17 protein-coding genes are annotated in these 16934 nt (G+C 52.3%); 12 read left to right on the forward strand and 5 right to left on the reverse strand.

Annotated elements, in window-relative coordinates; all coding sequences use genetic code 11:
- The first annotated feature begins 101 nt into the window (after nt 1-101).
- Complete coding sequence (locus tag N0B36_RS20590) at nt 102-311, forward strand: CsbD family protein (RefSeq protein ID WP_019077869.1); 210 nt, start codon at nt 102-104, stop codon at nt 309-311.
- Nucleotides 312-359: 48 nt separating this feature from the next.
- Here N0B36_RS20590 and zur read toward each other — a convergent pair whose 3' ends face one another.
- A complete protein-coding gene (gene zur / locus N0B36_RS20595; protein WP_003031709.1) occupies nt 360-878 on the reverse strand; it encodes a zinc uptake transcriptional repressor Zur in 519 nt (172 codons plus the stop codon).
- 115 nt (nt 879-993) lie between these two features.
- Between zur and N0B36_RS20600 the strand changes: the two genes are divergently transcribed.
- The 3 genes from N0B36_RS20600 to pspG all read left to right on the forward strand — a co-directional run bounded on the left by N0B36_RS20600 (nt 994) and on the right by pspG (nt 2964).
- Nucleotides 994-1482 carry a cupin domain-containing protein gene (locus N0B36_RS20600; RefSeq protein WP_016155350.1) on the forward strand — a complete coding sequence of 163 codons (489 nt, stop codon included), beginning with the start codon at nt 994-996 and terminating at the stop codon, nt 1480-1482.
- A gap of 107 nt (nt 1483-1589) precedes the next feature.
- Nucleotides 1590-2588 (forward strand): tRNA dihydrouridine(20/20a) synthase DusA, encoded by a 999-nt coding sequence (gene dusA / locus N0B36_RS20605; RefSeq protein WP_016155444.1) that lies wholly within the window; start codon nt 1590-1592, stop codon nt 2586-2588.
- A gap of 133 nt (nt 2589-2721) precedes the next feature.
- Nucleotides 2722-2964: an envelope stress response protein PspG gene (pspG, locus tag N0B36_RS20610; RefSeq protein WP_016155352.1), complete on the forward strand. Its 243-nt coding sequence runs from the start codon at nt 2722-2724 to the stop codon at nt 2962-2964.
- Between the two features lie 232 nt (nt 2965-3196).
- On the opposite strand, the gene N0B36_RS20615 is transcribed toward pspG, so the two are convergent.
- Nucleotides 3197-4180 (reverse strand): quinone oxidoreductase, encoded by a 984-nt coding sequence (locus tag N0B36_RS20615; RefSeq protein WP_141876101.1) that lies wholly within the window; start codon nt 4178-4180, stop codon nt 3197-3199.
- Nucleotides 4181-4244: 64 nt separating this feature from the next.
- Here N0B36_RS20615 and dnaB point away from each other — a divergent pair, with 64 nt between their 5' ends.
- From dnaB to N0B36_RS20640, 5 genes are all read left to right on the forward strand, one after another.
- Nucleotides 4245-5660: a replicative DNA helicase gene (dnaB, locus tag N0B36_RS20620; RefSeq protein ID WP_003826610.1), complete on the forward strand. Its 1416-nt coding sequence runs from the start codon at nt 4245-4247 to the stop codon at nt 5658-5660.
- 47 nt (nt 5661-5707) lie between these two features.
- On the forward strand, nt 5708-6787 hold the full coding sequence (gene alr / locus N0B36_RS20625; RefSeq protein ID WP_016155354.1) for an alanine racemase: 1080 nt from the start codon (nt 5708-5710) through the stop codon (nt 6785-6787).
- A gap of 129 nt (nt 6788-6916) precedes the next feature.
- Entirely contained in the window at nt 6917-8110 is a 1194-nt protein-coding gene (gene tyrB / locus N0B36_RS20630) for an aromatic amino acid transaminase (protein WP_259688919.1), read from the forward strand.
- Nucleotides 8111-8359: 249 nt separating this feature from the next.
- Nucleotides 8360-9073: an acid phosphatase AphA gene (gene aphA / locus N0B36_RS20635; RefSeq protein WP_003826615.1), complete on the forward strand. Its 714-nt coding sequence runs from the start codon at nt 8360-8362 to the stop codon at nt 9071-9073.
- 126 nt (nt 9074-9199) lie between these two features.
- Nucleotides 9200-9556, forward strand: a complete 357-nt coding sequence (locus N0B36_RS20640) for an MmcQ/YjbR family DNA-binding protein (RefSeq protein ID WP_016155357.1) — start codon at nt 9200-9202, stop codon at nt 9554-9556.
- Nucleotides 9557-9650: 94 nt separating this feature from the next.
- On the opposite strand, the gene uvrA is transcribed toward N0B36_RS20640, so the two are convergent.
- A complete protein-coding gene (uvrA, locus tag N0B36_RS20645) occupies nt 9651-12473 on the reverse strand; it encodes an excinuclease ABC subunit UvrA (protein WP_016155358.1) in 2823 nt (940 codons plus the stop codon).
- Between the two features lie 251 nt (nt 12474-12724).
- On the opposite strand from uvrA, the gene ssb1 reads away from it, so the two are divergent.
- Complete coding sequence (ssb1, locus tag N0B36_RS20650; RefSeq protein WP_016155359.1) at nt 12725-13252, forward strand: single-stranded DNA-binding protein SSB1; 528 nt, start codon at nt 12725-12727, stop codon at nt 13250-13252.
- A 66-nt stretch (nt 13253-13318) separates the two neighbouring features.
- Here ssb1 and N0B36_RS20655 read toward each other — a convergent pair whose 3' ends face one another.
- Nucleotides 13319-13600, reverse strand: a complete 282-nt coding sequence (locus N0B36_RS20655; protein ID WP_016155360.1) for a YjcB family protein — start codon at nt 13598-13600, stop codon at nt 13319-13321.
- 551 nt (nt 13601-14151) lie between these two features.
- On the opposite strand from N0B36_RS20655, the gene N0B36_RS20660 reads away from it, so the two are divergent.
- Nucleotides 14152-15738, forward strand: a complete 1587-nt coding sequence (locus tag N0B36_RS20660) for an EAL domain-containing protein (protein WP_047499546.1) — start codon at nt 14152-14154, stop codon at nt 15736-15738.
- Nucleotides 15739-15740: 2 nt separating this feature from the next.
- Here N0B36_RS20660 and soxS read toward each other — a convergent pair whose 3' ends face one another.
- The gene (gene soxS / locus N0B36_RS20665; protein WP_016155362.1) at nt 15741-16064 is read right to left on the reverse strand and encodes a superoxide response transcriptional regulator SoxS; all 324 of its coding nucleotides are present in this window, start codon (nt 16062-16064) and stop codon (nt 15741-15743) included.
- Between the two features lie 86 nt (nt 16065-16150).
- On the opposite strand from soxS, the gene soxR reads away from it, so the two are divergent.
- Entirely contained in the window at nt 16151-16609 is a 459-nt protein-coding gene (soxR, locus tag N0B36_RS20670) for a redox-sensitive transcriptional activator SoxR (protein WP_016155363.1), read from the forward strand.
- Nucleotides 16610-16934 lie beyond the last annotated feature (325 nt).

Genomic DNA, 16934 nt, shown 5'->3' on the forward strand with positions numbered 1-16934 from the left:
CCCAGAATCCCTGACTACACTTATTCTCACGTCCAGCAAAAACAGCATGTGTCTGGACATGGCACTCTCGCTATTCACAACCTAACGATGAGGACTTGATGATGAATAAAGACGAAGTCGGCGGTAACTGGAAGCAGTTTAAAGGTAAAGTGAAAGAGCAATGGGGCAAACTGACCGATGATGATATGACGGTCATTGAAGGTAAACGTGACCAACTGGTCGGTAAAGTCCAGGAGCGTTACGGTTACGCGAAAGATCAGGCGGAGAAAGAAGTGACCGATTGGGAAAAACGTAATGATTACCGCTGGTAATTAACCCTTCCCTCCTGAGAGTACAAGGATGTACGCTCTCCCACCCGCTTAACGCCCAACTTTCTTCTTCACCTGAATCGTATGGTCATGCTGGCATTCGCCAGGGTGACGACATGACTCAACCTCCACACAGGCCGGGCACAGTCCATGGGCTTCAATAACGTTATGTCGAAGGGCAAAACCCATTTTTGCTGCCAGCGTATGCATGATGTCTTCAACGCCTTCCGCGCACTCTTCTTTTACCACACCACAGCGGTCGCAAATGAACATTGCGGAACTGTGAGTTGGCTGATCGAACAGATGGCAAAGCACATAGCTGTTGGTGGATTCCACCTTGTGCACAAACCCTTGTTCCAGCAGAAAATCGAGCGCACGATACACGGTCGGCGGCTTGGCCTGCGGCTCGGTTTCCCGCAACAGGTCAAGTAGGTCGTAAGCGCTGATTGCGCCTTCCTGCAGGCTCATCAGGCGCAGCACTTCGAGGCGTTGTGGCGTAAGCCGTACGTTGCGTTGCGCACAGAGTTTTTCAGCTTGAGCCAATAACTCCTGCGTGGTGGTTTTGTCCATTTGGCGCCTCGATTTGCGTGCAAGGTTAATCCCTTACTTTAACATGTTCTGTTTAAAACACCGAGATCCACCGCGGTGTGCTATACCTGACCCATCGCAATACTGGAAAATAATCATGAAAAGACCCGATTGTATTCGTCACTGGCGTGAAGTTGAGGGGGCTGATGACTCCACCTATCCCGACAGCGATGAGCTGTTTTCCATAGGTGCGCCGCTTGCCCGCAAGCTGGGGTTAGGGCGACTCGGCATTCATCATGAGCGCCTGCCGCCGGGCCGACGCACCTCGTATCCGCACGCTGAAAGTGATGAGGAAGAGTTTATCTATGTGCTGGAGGGATATCCTGAAGCCTGGATTAACGGTTATTTATGGAAGCTGGAGCCGGGCGACAGCGTCGGTTTCCCGGCGGGCACCGGCGTGTGTCACACCTTTATCAATAACACCAGTGAAGAGGTTCGTCTGCTGGTCGTGGGTGAGGCGAACAAAAAATACAATCGTATTTATTATCCGCTTAATCCGGTTTATGCCGCCACGCGTGAGGACCGTTGGGTCGACCATCCGCCGCAGTTTTTTGGATCTCACGACGGAAAACCGGGGCGTAAATAGCGCTTGTCGGGGAGCAGGGAGGGGGAACCGCGAGGATGTGGCTCACTATCGTAACGGTCTATGCTATAGTAGCGCCCCTTTTTTAACCGGATGCTTGAATATTCGCCATGCTGCCTGAATCTCAGTCTACCGCTTTTCCCGCTCATCGTTTTTCTATCGCGCCGATGCTCGACTGGACGGACAGACATTGCCGCTACTTTTTGCGCTTACTGTCCAGCCAGACGCTGCTCTACACGGAGATGGTAACCACCGGCGCGATCATTCATGGTAAAGGCGATTATCTGGCGTATAGCGAAGAAGAACATCCGGTCGCTTTGCAACTGGGCGGGAGCGATCCGGCTGCGCTGGCGCAGTGCGCAAAGCTTGCTGAACAACGGGGCTATGACGAAATTAACCTCAACGTGGGTTGCCCTTCCGATCGTGTACAGAATGGAATGTTTGGTGCCTGTCTGATGGGAAATGCGCAACTGGTCGCTGATTGCGTCAAAGCGATGCGCGATGTGGTATCGATTCCGGTAACGGTGAAAACCCGTATCGGTATTGATGACCAGGACAGCTACGAATTCCTGTGCGATTTCATCAACACGGTCTCCGGTAACGGTGAATGTGAGATGTTTATCATCCACGCCCGTAAGGCCTGGTTGTCCGGGTTAAGCCCGAAAGAAAACCGCGAAATCCCACCGCTGGATTATGACCGTGTTTATCAGCTAAAGCGCGATTTTCCGCATCTGACGATGTCGATCAACGGTGGCATAAAATCGCTGGAAGAAGCGAAAATCCATCTGCAACATATGGATGGCGTGATGGTGGGGCGCGAAGCTTATCAAAACCCAGGCATTCTGGCGTCCGTTGACCGCGAGATTTTTGCTGTCACTAGCGAAGATGCCGATCCGGTCGCCGTAGTGCGTGCGATGTATCCGTATATTGAGCGTGAACTGAGTAAAGGAACCTATTTGGGGCATGTCACGCGCCATATGCTGGGACTGTTTCAGGGGATTCCTGGGGCACGGCAGTGGCGTCGCTATCTGAGCGAAAATGCGCATAAAGCCGGGGCAGATATTGAGGTTCTGGAACATGCGCTGAAGCTGGTGGCAGACAAACGTTAAGTTTTCGCCAAAAGTTAGTGAATTTCACCACGCCCTGCGCTTCGTCGCGGGGCGTTTGCTATATAAATCAATATATTAATTTTGGCATGTTTCTTGTAAAGCTGTGGAGAGTATTTCATTTCGGGAGAGAGCCATGCTGGAACTACTTTTTGTGATTGGATTTTTTATCATGCTGATGGTCACCGGCGTATCTTTGCTGGGAGTGCTGGCCGCATTGGTGGTAGCCACTGTGGTGATGTTTTTGGGCGGACTATTTGCGTTGATGATTAAACTGTTGCCCTGGCTGTTATTGGCCGTTGCCGTGGTGTGGGTTATCAAGGCGATAAAAGCGCCAAAAGTCCCACAGTATCAGCGCAATAACCGCCGATTTTACTAAGGTATTGAGCGGTGTGTCACAACCTGCAACATTGCCTTTAGAAGCAAATAGGAATTGATTATCAAATCTGTCACTATTGCCAGGTTAACGAATTCATCGAGCTGTACCCTACATACAGCCGAACTAAAAAAAGAAAGGGCTTCCTACGGGAAGCCCTAATTCTTTCTTCCCCCTTCATAATTCAAACCGCAGGTTTGTTGGCGGCTTGAATTATTTAACGGAAATGAGGGCGTTACGGGATCAGCAAACTCGACCCCTGTGTGGCCCGGCTTTCCAGCACTTCATGAGCATGCTGCGCGTCGTGCAGTGCGAACGTCTGGCCCGGTGCGACATCCACTTTGATCACTCCGCTGGCAATCAGCGAGAAAAGCTCATTGCTGGCTTCGGTTAATTCATGGTGGTTGGTGATGTAACCCTGGAGTGAAGGGCGAGTCACGTACAGCGAACCTTTCTGATTCAGAATGCCTAAGTTAACGCCAGTCACCGGTCCGGAAGCATTACCAAAGCTGACCATGAGCCCCCGGCGCTGCAGGCAATCCAGTGAGGCTTCCCAGGTATCTTTCCCCACCGAGTCATACACCACCCGCACTTTTTTACCGCCAGTGATCTCTTTTACACGTTCTACAATGCTCTCTTCACGATAGTTAATGACCTGCCATGCGCCGGCCTGCAGCGCAATTTGCGCTTTTTGCGCATTACCGACGGTGCCAATCAGCTTCGCACCCAATGCTTTTGCCCACTGGCAGGCAATCATACCGACGCCGCCAGCTGCCGCATGGAACAAAAATGGTTCATCGGGCTGAATTTCATAGGTCTTACGCAACAGATAAAAAACGGTGAGCCCTTTAAGAAAAGAGGCGGCAGCTTGTTCAAACGAGATAGCGTTGGGCAAAATAGCGGTTTTATCAGCCGGGACGTTATGCACTGAGCTGTAGGCGCCCAGGGGAGACTGCGCGTAAACCACGCGATCGCCGGCTTTAATGTGCGTCACTTTGCTACCGACTTTACTGACCACGCCTGCGGCTTCGGTACCCAGACCGCTGGGCAGAGAAGGCGGCGGATAAAGACCACTGCGGATATAGGTGTCGATATAGTTGATCCCAATCGCTTTGTTCTCGACCTGGATTTCATTTTCCGCCGGGTCTACGGGCGTAAACTCCACAGCCTTGAGTACATCAGGGCCACCATGCTTGTGAAATTCAATACGTGTTGCCATGCTTCCTCCAAAAGAAATGTGGTAATCTTTCGACCCAATCATTATCTCGGTAACTCCATTCACTATGGCAGGAAATAAACCCTTCAACAAACAACAGACTGATGCTCGTGAGCGCGATCCCCAGGTCGCCGGGCTGAAAGTACCGCCGCACTCGATTGAAGCGGAACAGTCGGTGTTGGGCGGTTTAATGCTGGATAACGAACGCTGGGACGATGTGGCCGAGCGTGTGGTGGCGGAAGATTTTTATACCCGACCGCACCGGCACATCTTCACCGAAATGCATCGCCTGCAGGAGATGGGAAAACCCATCGATCTGATCACGCTTGCAGAATCGCTGGAAGTTCAGGGGCAACTGGACAGCGTCGGCGGTTTTGCTTACCTGGCTGAGTTATCTAAAAATACGCCAAGTGCAGCGAACATTAGTGCCTATGCGGATATTGTCCGCGAACGTGCCGTTGTTCGTGACATGATTTCGGTGGCGAACGAGATCGCGGAAGCTGGGTTTGATCCGCAAGGCCGTTCCAGTGAAGATCTGCTGGACCTCGCGGAATCCCGTGTCTTTAAAATTGCTGAAAGTCGCGCCAATAAAGACGAAGGTCCGAAAAATATTACCGATGTGCTCGACGCTACCGTCGCGCGTATCGAACAGCTGTTCCAGCAGCCACACGACGGTGTCACCGGGGTCAACACCGGTTATGACGACCTCAATAAAAAGACTGCTGGTTTGCAGCCGTCAGACTTAATTATCGTCGCCGCGCGTCCGTCGATGGGTAAAACGACATTTGCAATGAACCTCGTCGAAAATGCGGCGATGCTGCAAGATAAGCCGGTTCTTATCTTTAGTCTTGAAATGCCCTCAGAACAGATCATGATGCGTTCCCTGGCCTCACTCTCACGTGTAGACCAAACCAAAATCCGTACCGGTCAACTGGATGATGAAGACTGGGCGCGAATTTCCGGAACAATGGGTATTTTGCTGGAGAAACGAAACATCTATATTGATGACTCCTCCGGCCTGACGCCAACGGAAGTGCGCTCGCGTGCCCGTCGTATCGCCCGCGAACACGGTGGTATCGGACTTATCATGATCGACTACCTGCAGCTGATGCGCGTGCCGTCGCTCTCCGACAACCGTACGCTGGAAATTGCTGAAATTTCCCGCTCGCTGAAAGCGTTAGCGAAAGAACTGCATGTGCCGGTGGTGGCGCTGTCGCAGCTTAACCGCTCTCTGGAACAACGCGCCGATAAGCGTCCGGTCAACTCGGATCTGCGTGAGTCCGGCTCCATCGAGCAGGATGCCGACTTAATCATGTTTATCTATCGTGATGAGGTTTATCACGAAAACAGCGACTTGAAAGGCATCGCCGAGATCATTATCGGTAAACAGCGTAACGGCCCGATCGGTACGGTGCGCCTGACGTTTAACGGTCAGTGGTCGCGCTTCGATAACTATGCTGGCCCGCAGTACGACGACGAATAACAACACTGAATCAGGTTACTCAAGCAAATACTTATCAAGGAATACAAATGCAAGCGGCAACTGTAGTCATTAACCGCCGCGCTCTGCGACACAACCTGCAACGTCTGCGTGAACTGGCTCCAGCCAGTAAACTGGTTGCGGTCGTGAAAGCGAACGCTTACGGCCATGGTCTGTTAGAGACCGCGCGAACGCTCCCCGATGCGGACGCTTTTGGTGTCGCTCGTCTTGAAGAAGCCCTGCGGTTGCGAGCGGGAGGGATCACGCAGCCCATCCTGCTGCTGGAAGGATTTTTTGATGCTTCCGATCTGCCGACTATCTCCGCGCAGCGTCTGCATACTGCCGTCCACAACCAGGAGCAGCTTGAAGCTCTGGAAGCCGCGGTACTGGCTGAACCGGTCACCGTCTGGATGAAGCTCGACACGGGAATGCACCGTCTGGGCGTGCGTCCGGAGCAGGCCGAGGCGTTTTATCAGCGCTTGACGCAATGTGAAAACGTCCGCCAGCCGGTCAATATCGTCAGCCACTTTGCGCGTGCGGACGAGCCTGAGTGCGGCGCGACCGAAAAGCAGCTCGATATCTTCAATAGCTTTTGCGCAGGTAAACCGGGTCAGCGTTCGATCGCCGCGTCGGGAGGTATTCTGCTGTGGCCGCAGTCTCACTTCGACTGGGCGCGTCCGGGGCTGATTCTGTATGGCGTATCGCCGTTGGAAAACCACTCTATCGGTGCCGATTTTGGCTGCCAGCCGGTGATGTCGCTCACTTCCAGCCTGATTGCGGTGCGTGAACACAAAGCGGGCGAGCCGGTTGGCTATGGTGGAACCTGGCTGAGCGAGCGCGACACGCGTCTGGGCGTGGTGGCGATGGGCTATGGCGATGGTTATCCGCGCGCAGCGCCGTCTGGGACACCGGTACTGGTCAATGGCCGTGAAGTGCCGATCGTCGGTCGCGTCGCGATGGATATGATTTGCGTCGATTTAGGTCCCGAGGCGCAGGATAAAGCCGGCGATTCGGTTATCCTGTGGGGTGAAGGCCTGCCCGTTGAACGCATTGCTGAAATGACGAAAGTAAGTGCTTACGAACTTATCACGCGCCTGACCTCAAGGGTGGCAATGAAGTATATCGATTAAGTTCATGATGTGCCGGATAAGGCGGTTACGCCGCCATCCGGCAATATTCCTCTCAACATCCTCTCGATCTTCTCCCGCTTCCGGTTTATTGTGTTCTTAACCCCTGCCTGTAAACCTGGAGAACCACACGTGTTTCAAAAAGTTGACGCCTACGCCGGCGACCCGATTTTATCGCTCATGGAGCGTTTCAAAGAAGATTCACGTAGCGACAAAGTGAACCTCAGCATCGGTCTGTACTACAACGAAGACGGCATTATTCCTCAGCTTAAAGCGGTGGCAGAAGCGGAAGCCCGACTGAATGCCAAACCGCATGGCGCTTCGCTGTATCTGCCGATGGAAGGCCTGAACACTTATCGCCATACTATTGCGCCGCTGCTGTTTGGCGCAGAGCATCCGGTTCTCCAGCAGCAGCGCGTCGCAACGATTCAGACGCTGGGCGGCTCCGGTGCGCTAAAGGTTGGCGCAGACTTCCTGAAACGCTATTTCCCTGATTCTGCCGTGTGGGTCAGCGATCCGACCTGGGAAAACCACATCGCGATTTTTGAAGGTGCTGGATTCGAAGTAAGTACTTACCCCTGGTATGACGACACCACCAATGGCGTGCGTGTCAACGACCTGCTGGCCACGCTGAACACCTTACCGGCGCGCAGCATCGTACTGCTGCATCCGTGCTGCCATAACCCGACGGGTGCGGATTTAACCCCCGCGCAATGGGATGGTGTCATTGAGATCCTGAAAGCTCGCGATCTGATCCCGTTCCTGGATATTGCTTACCAGGGTTTCGGCGGTGGAATGGAAGACGATGCCTACGCGATCCGCGCCATTGCCAGCGCCGGATTGCCTGCACTGGTCAGCAACTCATTCTCGAAGATTTTCTCTTTGTACGGCGAGCGTGTCGGCGGACTTTCAGTAGTCTGTGAAGACGCTGATGCCGCCAGCCGCGTTCTGGGGCAGCTAAAAGCGACGGTGCGTCGTAACTATTCCAGCCCGCCAAACTTTGGTGCGCAGGTCGTGGCCGCGGTGTTGGGTGATGACGCGCTGAAAGCCAACTGGCTGGCGGAAGTCGAAGAGATGCGTACCCGTATTCTGGCGATGCGCCAGGCGCTGGTTAACGTATTGAATGCGGAGATCCCTGGTCGTAACTTTGATTACCTGCTGCAACAGCGCGGGATGTTCAGCTATACCGGGCTCAGCGCTGCTCAGGTCGATCGCCTGCGCGATGAGTTCGGTGTGTACCTGATAGCCAGCGGTCGTATGTGCGTGGCCGGGTTGAATCACGGTAACGTGCAACGCGTGGCGAAGGCATTTGCTGCCGTCATGTAACCGGGTTTTTAGGCCTGATAAGCGTCGCGCCATCAGGCATTGTATTGCCGGATAGAGGTGTAATCACCTTATCCGGCCTACTTTCTTTCACCGTGCTATTGGTCTGTTTTCCAATGTGATCATGCTCTTTTTCCAGGACAAAACCAGAGAAAATCCTTCCTTTCCCTCCCCCTAAGGGGTAAGGTCAGATAGTTTTTTGACCAGTTGTTAATAAAAAAATGATAACTAACTGACTACTTAGGGAAAAATATGCGCAAGTTTACGTTGGCACTGAGTGCCGTTTGTTTATTGTTCACGCTAAATCAGCCGGCCCAGGCGTTAGTTTCCTCTCCCTCTCAGCTTAATCCAGGCACCAACGTTGCAAAACTCGCTGAGCAGGCACCCATTCACTGGGTCTCCGTGGCACAAATTGAAAACAGCCTGACCGGACGCCCGCCGATGGCCGTCGGGTTTGATATCGATGACACCGTCCTCTTTTCCAGCCCAGGCTTCTGGCGCGGAAAAAAAACGTATTCTCCGGACAGTGAGGACTACCTGAAAAATCCGGCCTTCTGGGAAAAAATGAACAATGGCTGGGACGAATTCAGCATTCCGAAAGAAGTGGCGCGTCAGTTGATTGATATGCACGTGCGTCGCGGCGACAGCATCTTTTTCGTAACCGGGCGTAGCCAGACGAAGACCGAAACGGTGTCGAAAACGCTGTCCGATAACTTTCACATCCCGGCCGGCAATATGAACCCGGTCATTTTTGCCGGTGATAAGCCGGGTCAGAATACGAAAACGCAGTGGCTGCAGGATAAAAATATCCGCATGTTCTACGGCGACTCTGATAATGACATTACCGCCGCCCGAGATGTGGGTATTCGCGGTATTCGTATTTTACGCGCTTCTAACTCCACTTATAAACCGTTGCCACAGGCCGGCGCGTTTGGTGAAGAGGTGATCGTCAACTCGGAGTATTGAGGACGTTGCTTGCGGTTGTTGTTTTTTTAAACAAATTTGCGTTACCTGCTTTTACCTTTTGCGGACTTGCTGCACACTGAATAAAAGATGTTCTCATTAGGCAATATGCTGGTAAGGGGAATTAAGATGACAAATTCGGAGTTGCTGCAATACTGCATGGCAAAAATGGGCGCCGAGCAGAGCGTACACAGTGACTGGAAGGCCACACAAATCAAAGTCGAAGATGTGCTTTTTGCCATGGTAAAAGAGGTGGAAGAACGCCCGGCGGTGTCACTGAAAACCAGCCCGGAACTGGCAGAGTTGTTACGTCAGCAGCATAGCGATGTACGGCCAAGCCGGCATCTCAATAAGGCGCACTGGAGTACGGTGTATCTGGACGGCTCGCTGCCGGATTCGCAAATCTACTACCTGGTAGACGCCTCTTATCAGCAGGCCGTAAACACGCTGCCGGAAGATAAACGCCGGATACTGGCGCAGTCCTGATCTGTTTTCCGCAATGAGGCGCCAGCGCCTTATCAGGCCTACAAGCAATTATGCATATTTTGTAGGCCTGATAAGCGTAGCGCCATCGGCATGATTACAACAGTGGTTTGAGGAAACGGGCCGTGTGTGAGGCTTCACACTCAGCGACTGTTTCTGGTGTGCCTGAAACCAGAATTTCCCCGCCGCCGCTGCCGCCTTCCGGACCGAGATCGACAATCCAGTCAGCGGTTTTTATCACGTCCAGATTGTGCTCAATCACTACGATGGTGTTGCCCTGATCCCGGAGCTGATGCAGCACGTCCAGCAGTTGCTGAATATCCGCAAAATGCAGACCGGTGGTCGGTTCATCGAGAATATACAGCGTTTGACCGGTACCGCGTTTGGACAGTTCACGCGCCAGCTTCACGCGCTGCGCTTCACCGCCCGAGAGCGTGGTGGCGGACTGACCCAGTCGGATGTACGTCAGACCCACGTCCATCAGCGTTTGCAGCTTACGCGCCAGCGCCGGAACGGCATCGAAGAACTCACGCGCTTCTTCAATCGTCATATCCAGCACTTCGTGGATAGTCTTGCCTTTGTACTTAATCTCCAGAGTTTCGCGGTTATAGCGCTTGCCTTTACACTGATCGCACGGCACGTAGATATCCGGCAGGAAGTGCATTTCGACTTTGATCACGCCGTCGCCCTGACAAGCTTCACAGCGTCCGCCGCGGACGTTAAAGCTGAAACGACCCGGAGTATAACCGCGCGCACGCGACTCCGGCACACCGGCAAACAGTTCGCGCACTGGCGTAAACACGCCGGTGTAGGTTGCCGGGTTAGAGCGCGGCGTACGGCCAATCGGGCTTTGGTCAATGTCGATCACTTTGTCGAAATGTTCCAGGCCCTGAACATCACGATATGGCGCGGGTTCCGCCAGCGTGGCGCCGTTCAGCGCCGTCTGCGCAATCGGGAACAGCGTGTCGTTAATTAGCGTCGATTTACCCGAACCGGAAACACCGGTAATGCAGGTAAATAAACCAACCGGCAGCGTCAGGGTGACATCTTTCAGGTTGTTACCGCGCGCGCCGGTCAGCTTCAACACTTTTTCCGGGTCTGCCGCCACGCGCTGTTTCGGCACTTCAATCTTGCGCTTACCGCTCATGTACTGGCCGGTCAGCGACTCAGGCACGGCCATGATATCTTTTAGCGTACCTTCGGCAACCACCTGGCCGCCGTGAACGCCCGCGCCGGGGCCGATGTCGATAACGTGGTCAGCGGCGCGAATCGCGTCTTCATCGTGCTCAACCACAATGACGGTATTGCCCAGATTACGCAGGTGGATAAGCGTACCCAACAGACGCTCGTTATCGCGCTGATGCAGACCGATAGACGGTTCATCCAGCACGTACATTACGCCGACCAGACCTGCGCCGATCTGGCTTGCCAGACGAATACGCTGGGCTTCGCCGCCGGAGAGCGTTTCTGCTGAACGCGACAGCGTCAGATAGTTGAGGCCGACGTTGACCAGGAACTTCAGACGATCGCCAATCTCTTTGAGAATTTTCTCTGCAATCTTCGCTCGCTGACCCGCAAGCTTCAGGTTGTTGAAGAAATCCATGGCGTGACCGATGCTCATGTCGGAAATCGCGGGCAGCGGCGTATTTTCGACAAATACGTGGCGGGCTTCCCGGCGTAAACGCGTCCCCTCACAGCTGGCGCACGGTCGGTTGCTAATGAACTTGGCTAATTCTTCACGTACCGCGCTGGATTCCGTCTCTTTATAACGGCGCTCCATATTGTGCAATACGCCTTCGAACGGATGGCGGCGTACGGACGTATCGCCGCGATCGTTCATGTATTTAAATTCGATATTCTCTTTGCCGGAACCGTACAGCACCACTTTATGCACGGCAGGGTTCAGGCTGGCCCATGGGGCTTCGACGTCGAATTTATAGTGTTCCGCCAGTGACTTAAGCATCTGGAAGTAATAGAAGTTACGGCGATCCCAGCCGCGGATAGCACCACCGGCCAGCGACAGTTCCGGATTTTGGATCACCCGGTCAGGATCGAAATACTGCTGCACGCCGAGACCGTCACAGGTCGGGCATGCGCCCGCTGGGTTATTGAACGAGAACAGGCGTGGTTCCAGCTCGCGCATGCTGTAGCCGCAGATCGGGCAGGCGAAGTTGGCGGAGAACAGCAACTCTTCCGCTTTCGGATCGTCCATATCGGCGACCACCGCCGTACCACCGGACAGTTCCAGCGCGGTTTCAAAGGATTCAGCCAGTCGCTGGGTGAGATCGTCGCGTACTTTAAAGCGGTCAATCACCACTTCAATAGTGTGTTTCTTTTGCAGTTCAAGCTTGGGCGGATCGGAAAGGTCGCACACTTCACCGTCGATACGGGCGCGGATATAGCCCTGGCCTGCCAGGTTTTCCAGCGTTTTAGTATGCTCGCCTTTACGCTCTTTAATCACCGGCGCCAGCAGCATCAGACGTTTGCCTTCCGGCTGCGACAGAACGTTGTCCACCATCTGGCTAACGGTCTGGGCCGCCAGGGGAACGTCGTGATCCGGGCAGCGCGGTTCGCCAACGCGGGCAAACAACAGGCGCAGATAGTCGTGAATTTCGGTAATCGTACCTACCGTGGATCGCGGGTTGTGGGATGTCGATTTTTGTTCAATTGAGATGGCGGGAGACAGCCCCTCAATGTGGTCGACATCCGGCTTTTCCATCAGCGACAGAAACTGACGCGCGTACGCGGAAAGGGATTCAACGTAACGACGCTGCCCTTCGGCATACAAGGTGTCGAAAGCGAGCGAAGATTTGCCTGAGCCCGAAAGCCCGGTGACGACAATCAGCTTGTCGCGCGGGATGACGAGGTTGATGTTTTTGAGATTATGGGTGCGGGCGCCCCGAACTTCGATCTTATCCATTCATCTTTCCCGGATTAAACGCTTTTTTGCCTGGCTGCATGGTGCTACCGGCGATCACAAACGGTTAATTATGACACAACCTGACCTGAATGGATATACAGTATTGGAATGCAAAACGCAGATGCCTGTGCAACAATGTCTGTCTGGGGTTGTTTACTGGAATCGATCTCGCAACGTAGTAAAAGCGCTATTGGAAATGCTACAATCCCGCGCTTACACTTATTCAGTAACGTTTTTCAGGAGACACGATCATGGCCAGCAGAGGCGTAAACAAGGTGATTCTCGTCGGTAATCTGGGCCAGGACCCGGAAGTACGCTATATGCCGAATGGTGGCGCAGTTGCCAACATTACGCTGGCTACTTCCGAATCCTGGCGTGATAAAGCGACCGGCGAAATGAAAGAGCAGACTGAATGGCACCGTGTGGTGCTGTTCGGCAAACTGGCGGAAGTTGCCAGCGAATATCTGCGTAAAGGTTCCCAGGTCTATATCGAAGGTCAGCTGCGTACCCGCAAATGGACCGATCAATCCGGCGTAGAAAAGTACACCACTGAAGTTGTGGTTAACGTTGGCGGCACCATGCAAATGCTGGGCGGTCGTCAGGGTGGTGGTGCTCCGGCAGGTGGCGGCCAGCAGCAGGGTGGTTGGGGTCAGCCTCAGCAGCCGCAAGGTGGCAATCAGTTCAGCGGCGGCGCGCAGTCTCGCCCGCAGCAACAGTCGGCTCCGGCAGCGCCGTCTAATGAGCCGCCGATGGATTTCGACGACGATATTCCGTTCTAATCCTTCTGCTTTTCGCTGAAAATTATGGCTACCTCAGGACTGGGGTAGCCATATGCAATTCTGTTATCAGTTCAACACCATCGGCCAGTCTGGCGGTGTATGGCTCATCACTTCAACCATTACGGTTTCAATGTTCTTCCAGATTGCGGACATATCCACCAGGGTTATGCCGAGTAATCCGGTCGCAAACCAGCAGGCAAAAACCAGCCCTAAACCGCTGCTAATGACGGCCAGGCCAATATAATCTGATTTACGAAAACGGATATTAAGCGTACTGGCTAAAAACATCAGCACTGCACTGAGTAATTGCCACCGCAGAAGAACCACGCCAGTTGTTATCGTTGCCATGAAAAACGTCCTCAGAAAGTCTGGATGCCCAGGACAGCGCGGGGGTGTTCACCGAGGGTGTAGTACTCTGGCTATCGACGGGCAATAACATGAATGAAACATCGTTTCTGTTACATGATTTTTGTGAACTATATCACATATGCTCGTTTGTTCACCAGTGTTGGACGTATTTTTTGCAGGATGATAACCATGTTAAATATGTGGTTATATTCAAGGAAGCAATGATACTAAATAATCAACTCTAAAGATGCATTTGCGTTACCTGTTTTATTTATCCTAAATTAATCGTTAAAAAAATCTAATGAATTTCTTAAATAAAGCCAGGATAGTGCTTATAAAAAATTACTCCTTGGGGATAATAACGTTATGAAATAAGCATAACTTTAAGTTTGCCTTACGGAAAAATAATATCATCATCAACTATTATCAGACTTTTACATAGAGAAGTCTGTTGCTAATACTGATAGATTCATGCAACTTAATCAGTCGGTGTTTATAGCATCTTGCCTTAATGGGTTCTGGCATATACGAAACAGGGAAACAGGGCTGACATGAATCACAGTGCGCGACGCAAGATACTGAAGTTCCTCGGAACATTCATGGTGGTATTGCTCCCCGTGGTGCTGGCGTTATGGTTTGCTCAAATCCGGGCAATGTCCGAAACCCGTAATCAACTTCGCTCTTTTGCGCAACTGGTGTTAAATAAAACTGAATTGGTGATCCAACAAGCCGATTTAGCGCGAGATATGGCCCTGTTGTATCAAGGTAAGATGTGTACCCCGGCACATCAGAAAAATATGCTAGATATTATTCGTGGTCGTTTATATATCAGCGAGCTAATTTATGCGCAGGGCGATCATTTTTTGTGCTCTACGTCGATGGCGCCGCCAGTCGCCTATATTATGCCGACCGCCGACTATAAACGTACGCCGGACATCTCCATCTATTACTATCGCGATACCCCCTTTTTCGCTGGCTACAGAATGACGTATATGCAACGTGGAAACTACGTTGCCGTCATCAACCCATTATCTTACAGCGAAGTTATGTCAGATGACCCGGACCTGTCCTGGGGCGTGTATGACACGGTAACGGGTACTTTTTTCTCTGCCAGCGAAGGGGCGCCTATTGCGCAGTTATTGCCGTTGGTGCGCGGTGAAGCCTCAACCTTCCAGTTGGACGATCGCTTCTACACCAAAGTGCATTCAGAAAAACGCCCGATTGCGATTATTGTGTCGACCTCGGATAAACGCATACATTCGATTTTCTATCATGAGGCTGCGTTAACGATTCCTTTCGGGATTATCTGCAGCATCCTGATGCTGTTAATGTGGTGGCGCACGCGTCAGGAATACTTATCTCCCCGCCGCTTGTTAAAACGAGCAATCAAAAAACGTCAACTGTGTCTGCACTACCAGCCGATCATTGATATCGAAAACGGTCAGTGCGTAGGGGCTGAGGCTCTGCTGCGCTGGCCGGGCTGTGATGGTGAAGTAATGAGCCCAACCGAGTTTATTCCGCTGGCTGAAAAAGAGGGAATGATTGAGCGGATCACGGATTACGTGATTGAAGAGGTGTTCAACGATTTAGGATATTTTCTTTCGGCGCATCCTCAGCTTTATATCTCGATAAACCTCTCTGCTTCTGACTTTCATTCATCCCGACTTATTGCCCTGATTACCGACAAAAACCGTGAGTACTCTGTGGCGGCTCAGCAAATTAAAGTCGAGGTGACCGAGCGCGGGTTTATTGATGTAGATAAAATGACCGCGGTAATCCAGGCGTTTCGTCAGGCGGGTTATGAAGTGGCGTTTGATGATTTTGGGACGGGATATTCCAATCTACACAATTTATCCGCGTTGAATATCGATATCCTGAAGATCGACAAATCATTTATTAGTACGTTGTCCACCAACAGCACCAGTCACCTGATTGCCGAACATATCATCGAAATGGCGCAAAGCTTACACCTGAAGATGATTGCGGAAGGGGTAGAGACGGTTGAGCAAATCGAGTGGCTGCGCGAACGTGGCGTACAGTATTGTCAGGGCTGGTATTTTGCGAAGGCGCTGCCGCCACAGGAGTTCATGCACTGGATACAACGGTCGCCCGCCATACTGACGCAGAGCGGGCAATAATCTTACAGGCGGTGGCGGTAATCGCTGGGGGTACGATCAAACTCGCGGCGAAACACGCGTGAGAAGGTTTGTTGTGATACGTAACCAAGATCCATTGCGATATCGAAAATGGGTCGCTCGGTCGTCCGCAGTTCAACAGCAGCCAGCAGGAGTCGACGCTGGCGGATATAGTCACCCAACGTCTGGCGCATCACCGTGCGGAACATTCTCTGTAAATACCACTTCGAGTAACCTGATTTTTTCGCCACCGCCTCAATGTTCAGCGGCTGATCGATATGGTCGTCAATCCATTCAATAAGGGTCTGAATAATCTGCTGATGGGACATAGGGCTGCCTCTTTTTCAGTATTCGATTCGTCGTTTTGTCTGTGGGCGAGTATAATTCCTCAAGTTAACTTGAGGTAAAGCGATTTATGGAAAAGAAATTACCCCGAATAAAAGCGCTGCTCACGCCAGGTGAAGTCGCAAAGCGTAGCGGCGTAGCGGTATCAACCCTGCATTTCTATGAAAGCAAAGGGTTAATCAGCAGTATGCGCAACAGCGGCAATCAGCGCCGATACAGACGTGATGTGTTGCGTTATGTGGCGATTATCAAGATTGCTCAACGCATCGGGATCCCGTTGGCAACGATCGGTGACGCGCTCGGCGTATTACCTGAAGGACATTCGCTCAGTGCTAAAGAGTGGAAGCAGCTCTCTTCGCAATGGCGTGAAGAGCTGGATCGACGCATTCATACTTTAGTGGCGCTACGCGATGAACTGGATGGGTGTATTGGTTGCGGTTGTTTGTCGCGCAGCGATTGCCCGTTGCGTAACCCAGGCGATCAGCTTGGCGAGAAGGGGACCGGGGCGCGTCTGCTGGAAGATGATTGATGTGAAATATCTGATGGATTGACGGATATAAAACTAAAGCGCCACAGAGGGCGCTTTAGTTTGGTTCCGGTCTTTGTCTTTCACTCTATCCCGCTGGTTCACGGGAGGGTTTCCCCCGACATCAACACCCCTCAGTCGAGCACATTAGGTGAGGTTCCGGTCTGTGTTGATAATGTAATTGTAAGCCACCTCTCTCCATTTACCAGTGAAATGGTGATTTTTTAGCCAAAAAATTTTCCGCATCTTCACCGGTTTTCTTGCGCAAGTTTGCGTGAAAAAGGCACACCGATGTTGTAATAACTCCGCAAAATTTGTTGCGAGACTG

Origin of the sequence: Citrobacter sp. XY323, assembly GCF_025106035.1 — a bacterium.
Taxonomy (GTDB): Bacteria; Pseudomonadota; Gammaproteobacteria; order Enterobacterales; family Enterobacteriaceae; genus Citrobacter; species Citrobacter braakii.

Bases quoted from the DNA above. Each gene is read 5' to 3' on its own strand.
- soxR (WP_016155363.1), top strand. From the start codon at position 16,151: ATGGAAAAGAAATTACCCCGAATAAAAGCGCTGCTCACGCCAGGTGAA.
- N0B36_RS20615 (WP_141876101.1), bottom strand. From the start codon at position 4,180: ATGGCAACACGTATTGAATTTCACAAGCATGGTGGCCCTGATGTACTC.
- N0B36_RS20655 (WP_016155360.1), bottom strand. From the start codon at position 13,600: ATGGCAACGATAACAACTGGCGTGGTTCTTCTGCGGTGGCAATTACTC.
- pspG (WP_016155352.1), top strand. From the start codon at position 2,722: ATGCTGGAACTACTTTTTGTGATTGGATTTTTTATCATGCTGATGGTC.
- dnaB (WP_003826610.1), top strand. From the start codon at position 4,245: ATGGCAGGAAATAAACCCTTCAACAAACAACAGACTGATGCTCGTGAG.
- ssb1 (WP_016155359.1), top strand. From the start codon at position 12,725: ATGGCCAGCAGAGGCGTAAACAAGGTGATTCTCGTCGGTAATCTGGGC.
- zur (WP_003031709.1), bottom strand. From the start codon at position 878: ATGGACAAAACCACCACGCAGGAGTTATTGGCTCAAGCTGAAAAACTC.
- aphA (WP_003826615.1), top strand. From the start codon at position 8,360: ATGCGCAAGTTTACGTTGGCACTGAGTGCCGTTTGTTTATTGTTCACG.
- N0B36_RS20590 (WP_019077869.1), top strand. From the start codon at position 102: ATGAATAAAGACGAAGTCGGCGGTAACTGGAAGCAGTTTAAAGGTAAA.
- soxS (WP_016155362.1), bottom strand. From the start codon at position 16,064: ATGTCCCATCAGCAGATTATTCAGACCCTTATTGAATGGATTGACGAC.
- dusA (WP_016155444.1), top strand. From the start codon at position 1,590: ATGCTGCCTGAATCTCAGTCTACCGCTTTTCCCGCTCATCGTTTTTCT.
- N0B36_RS20640 (WP_016155357.1), top strand. From the start codon at position 9,200: ATGACAAATTCGGAGTTGCTGCAATACTGCATGGCAAAAATGGGCGCC.
- alr (WP_016155354.1), top strand. From the start codon at position 5,708: ATGCAAGCGGCAACTGTAGTCATTAACCGCCGCGCTCTGCGACACAAC.
- uvrA (WP_016155358.1), bottom strand. From the start codon at position 12,473: ATGGATAAGATCGAAGTTCGGGGCGCCCGCACCCATAATCTCAAAAAC.
- N0B36_RS20660 (WP_047499546.1), top strand. From the start codon at position 14,152: ATGAATCACAGTGCGCGACGCAAGATACTGAAGTTCCTCGGAACATTC.
- N0B36_RS20600 (WP_016155350.1), top strand. From the start codon at position 994: ATGAAAAGACCCGATTGTATTCGTCACTGGCGTGAAGTTGAGGGGGCT.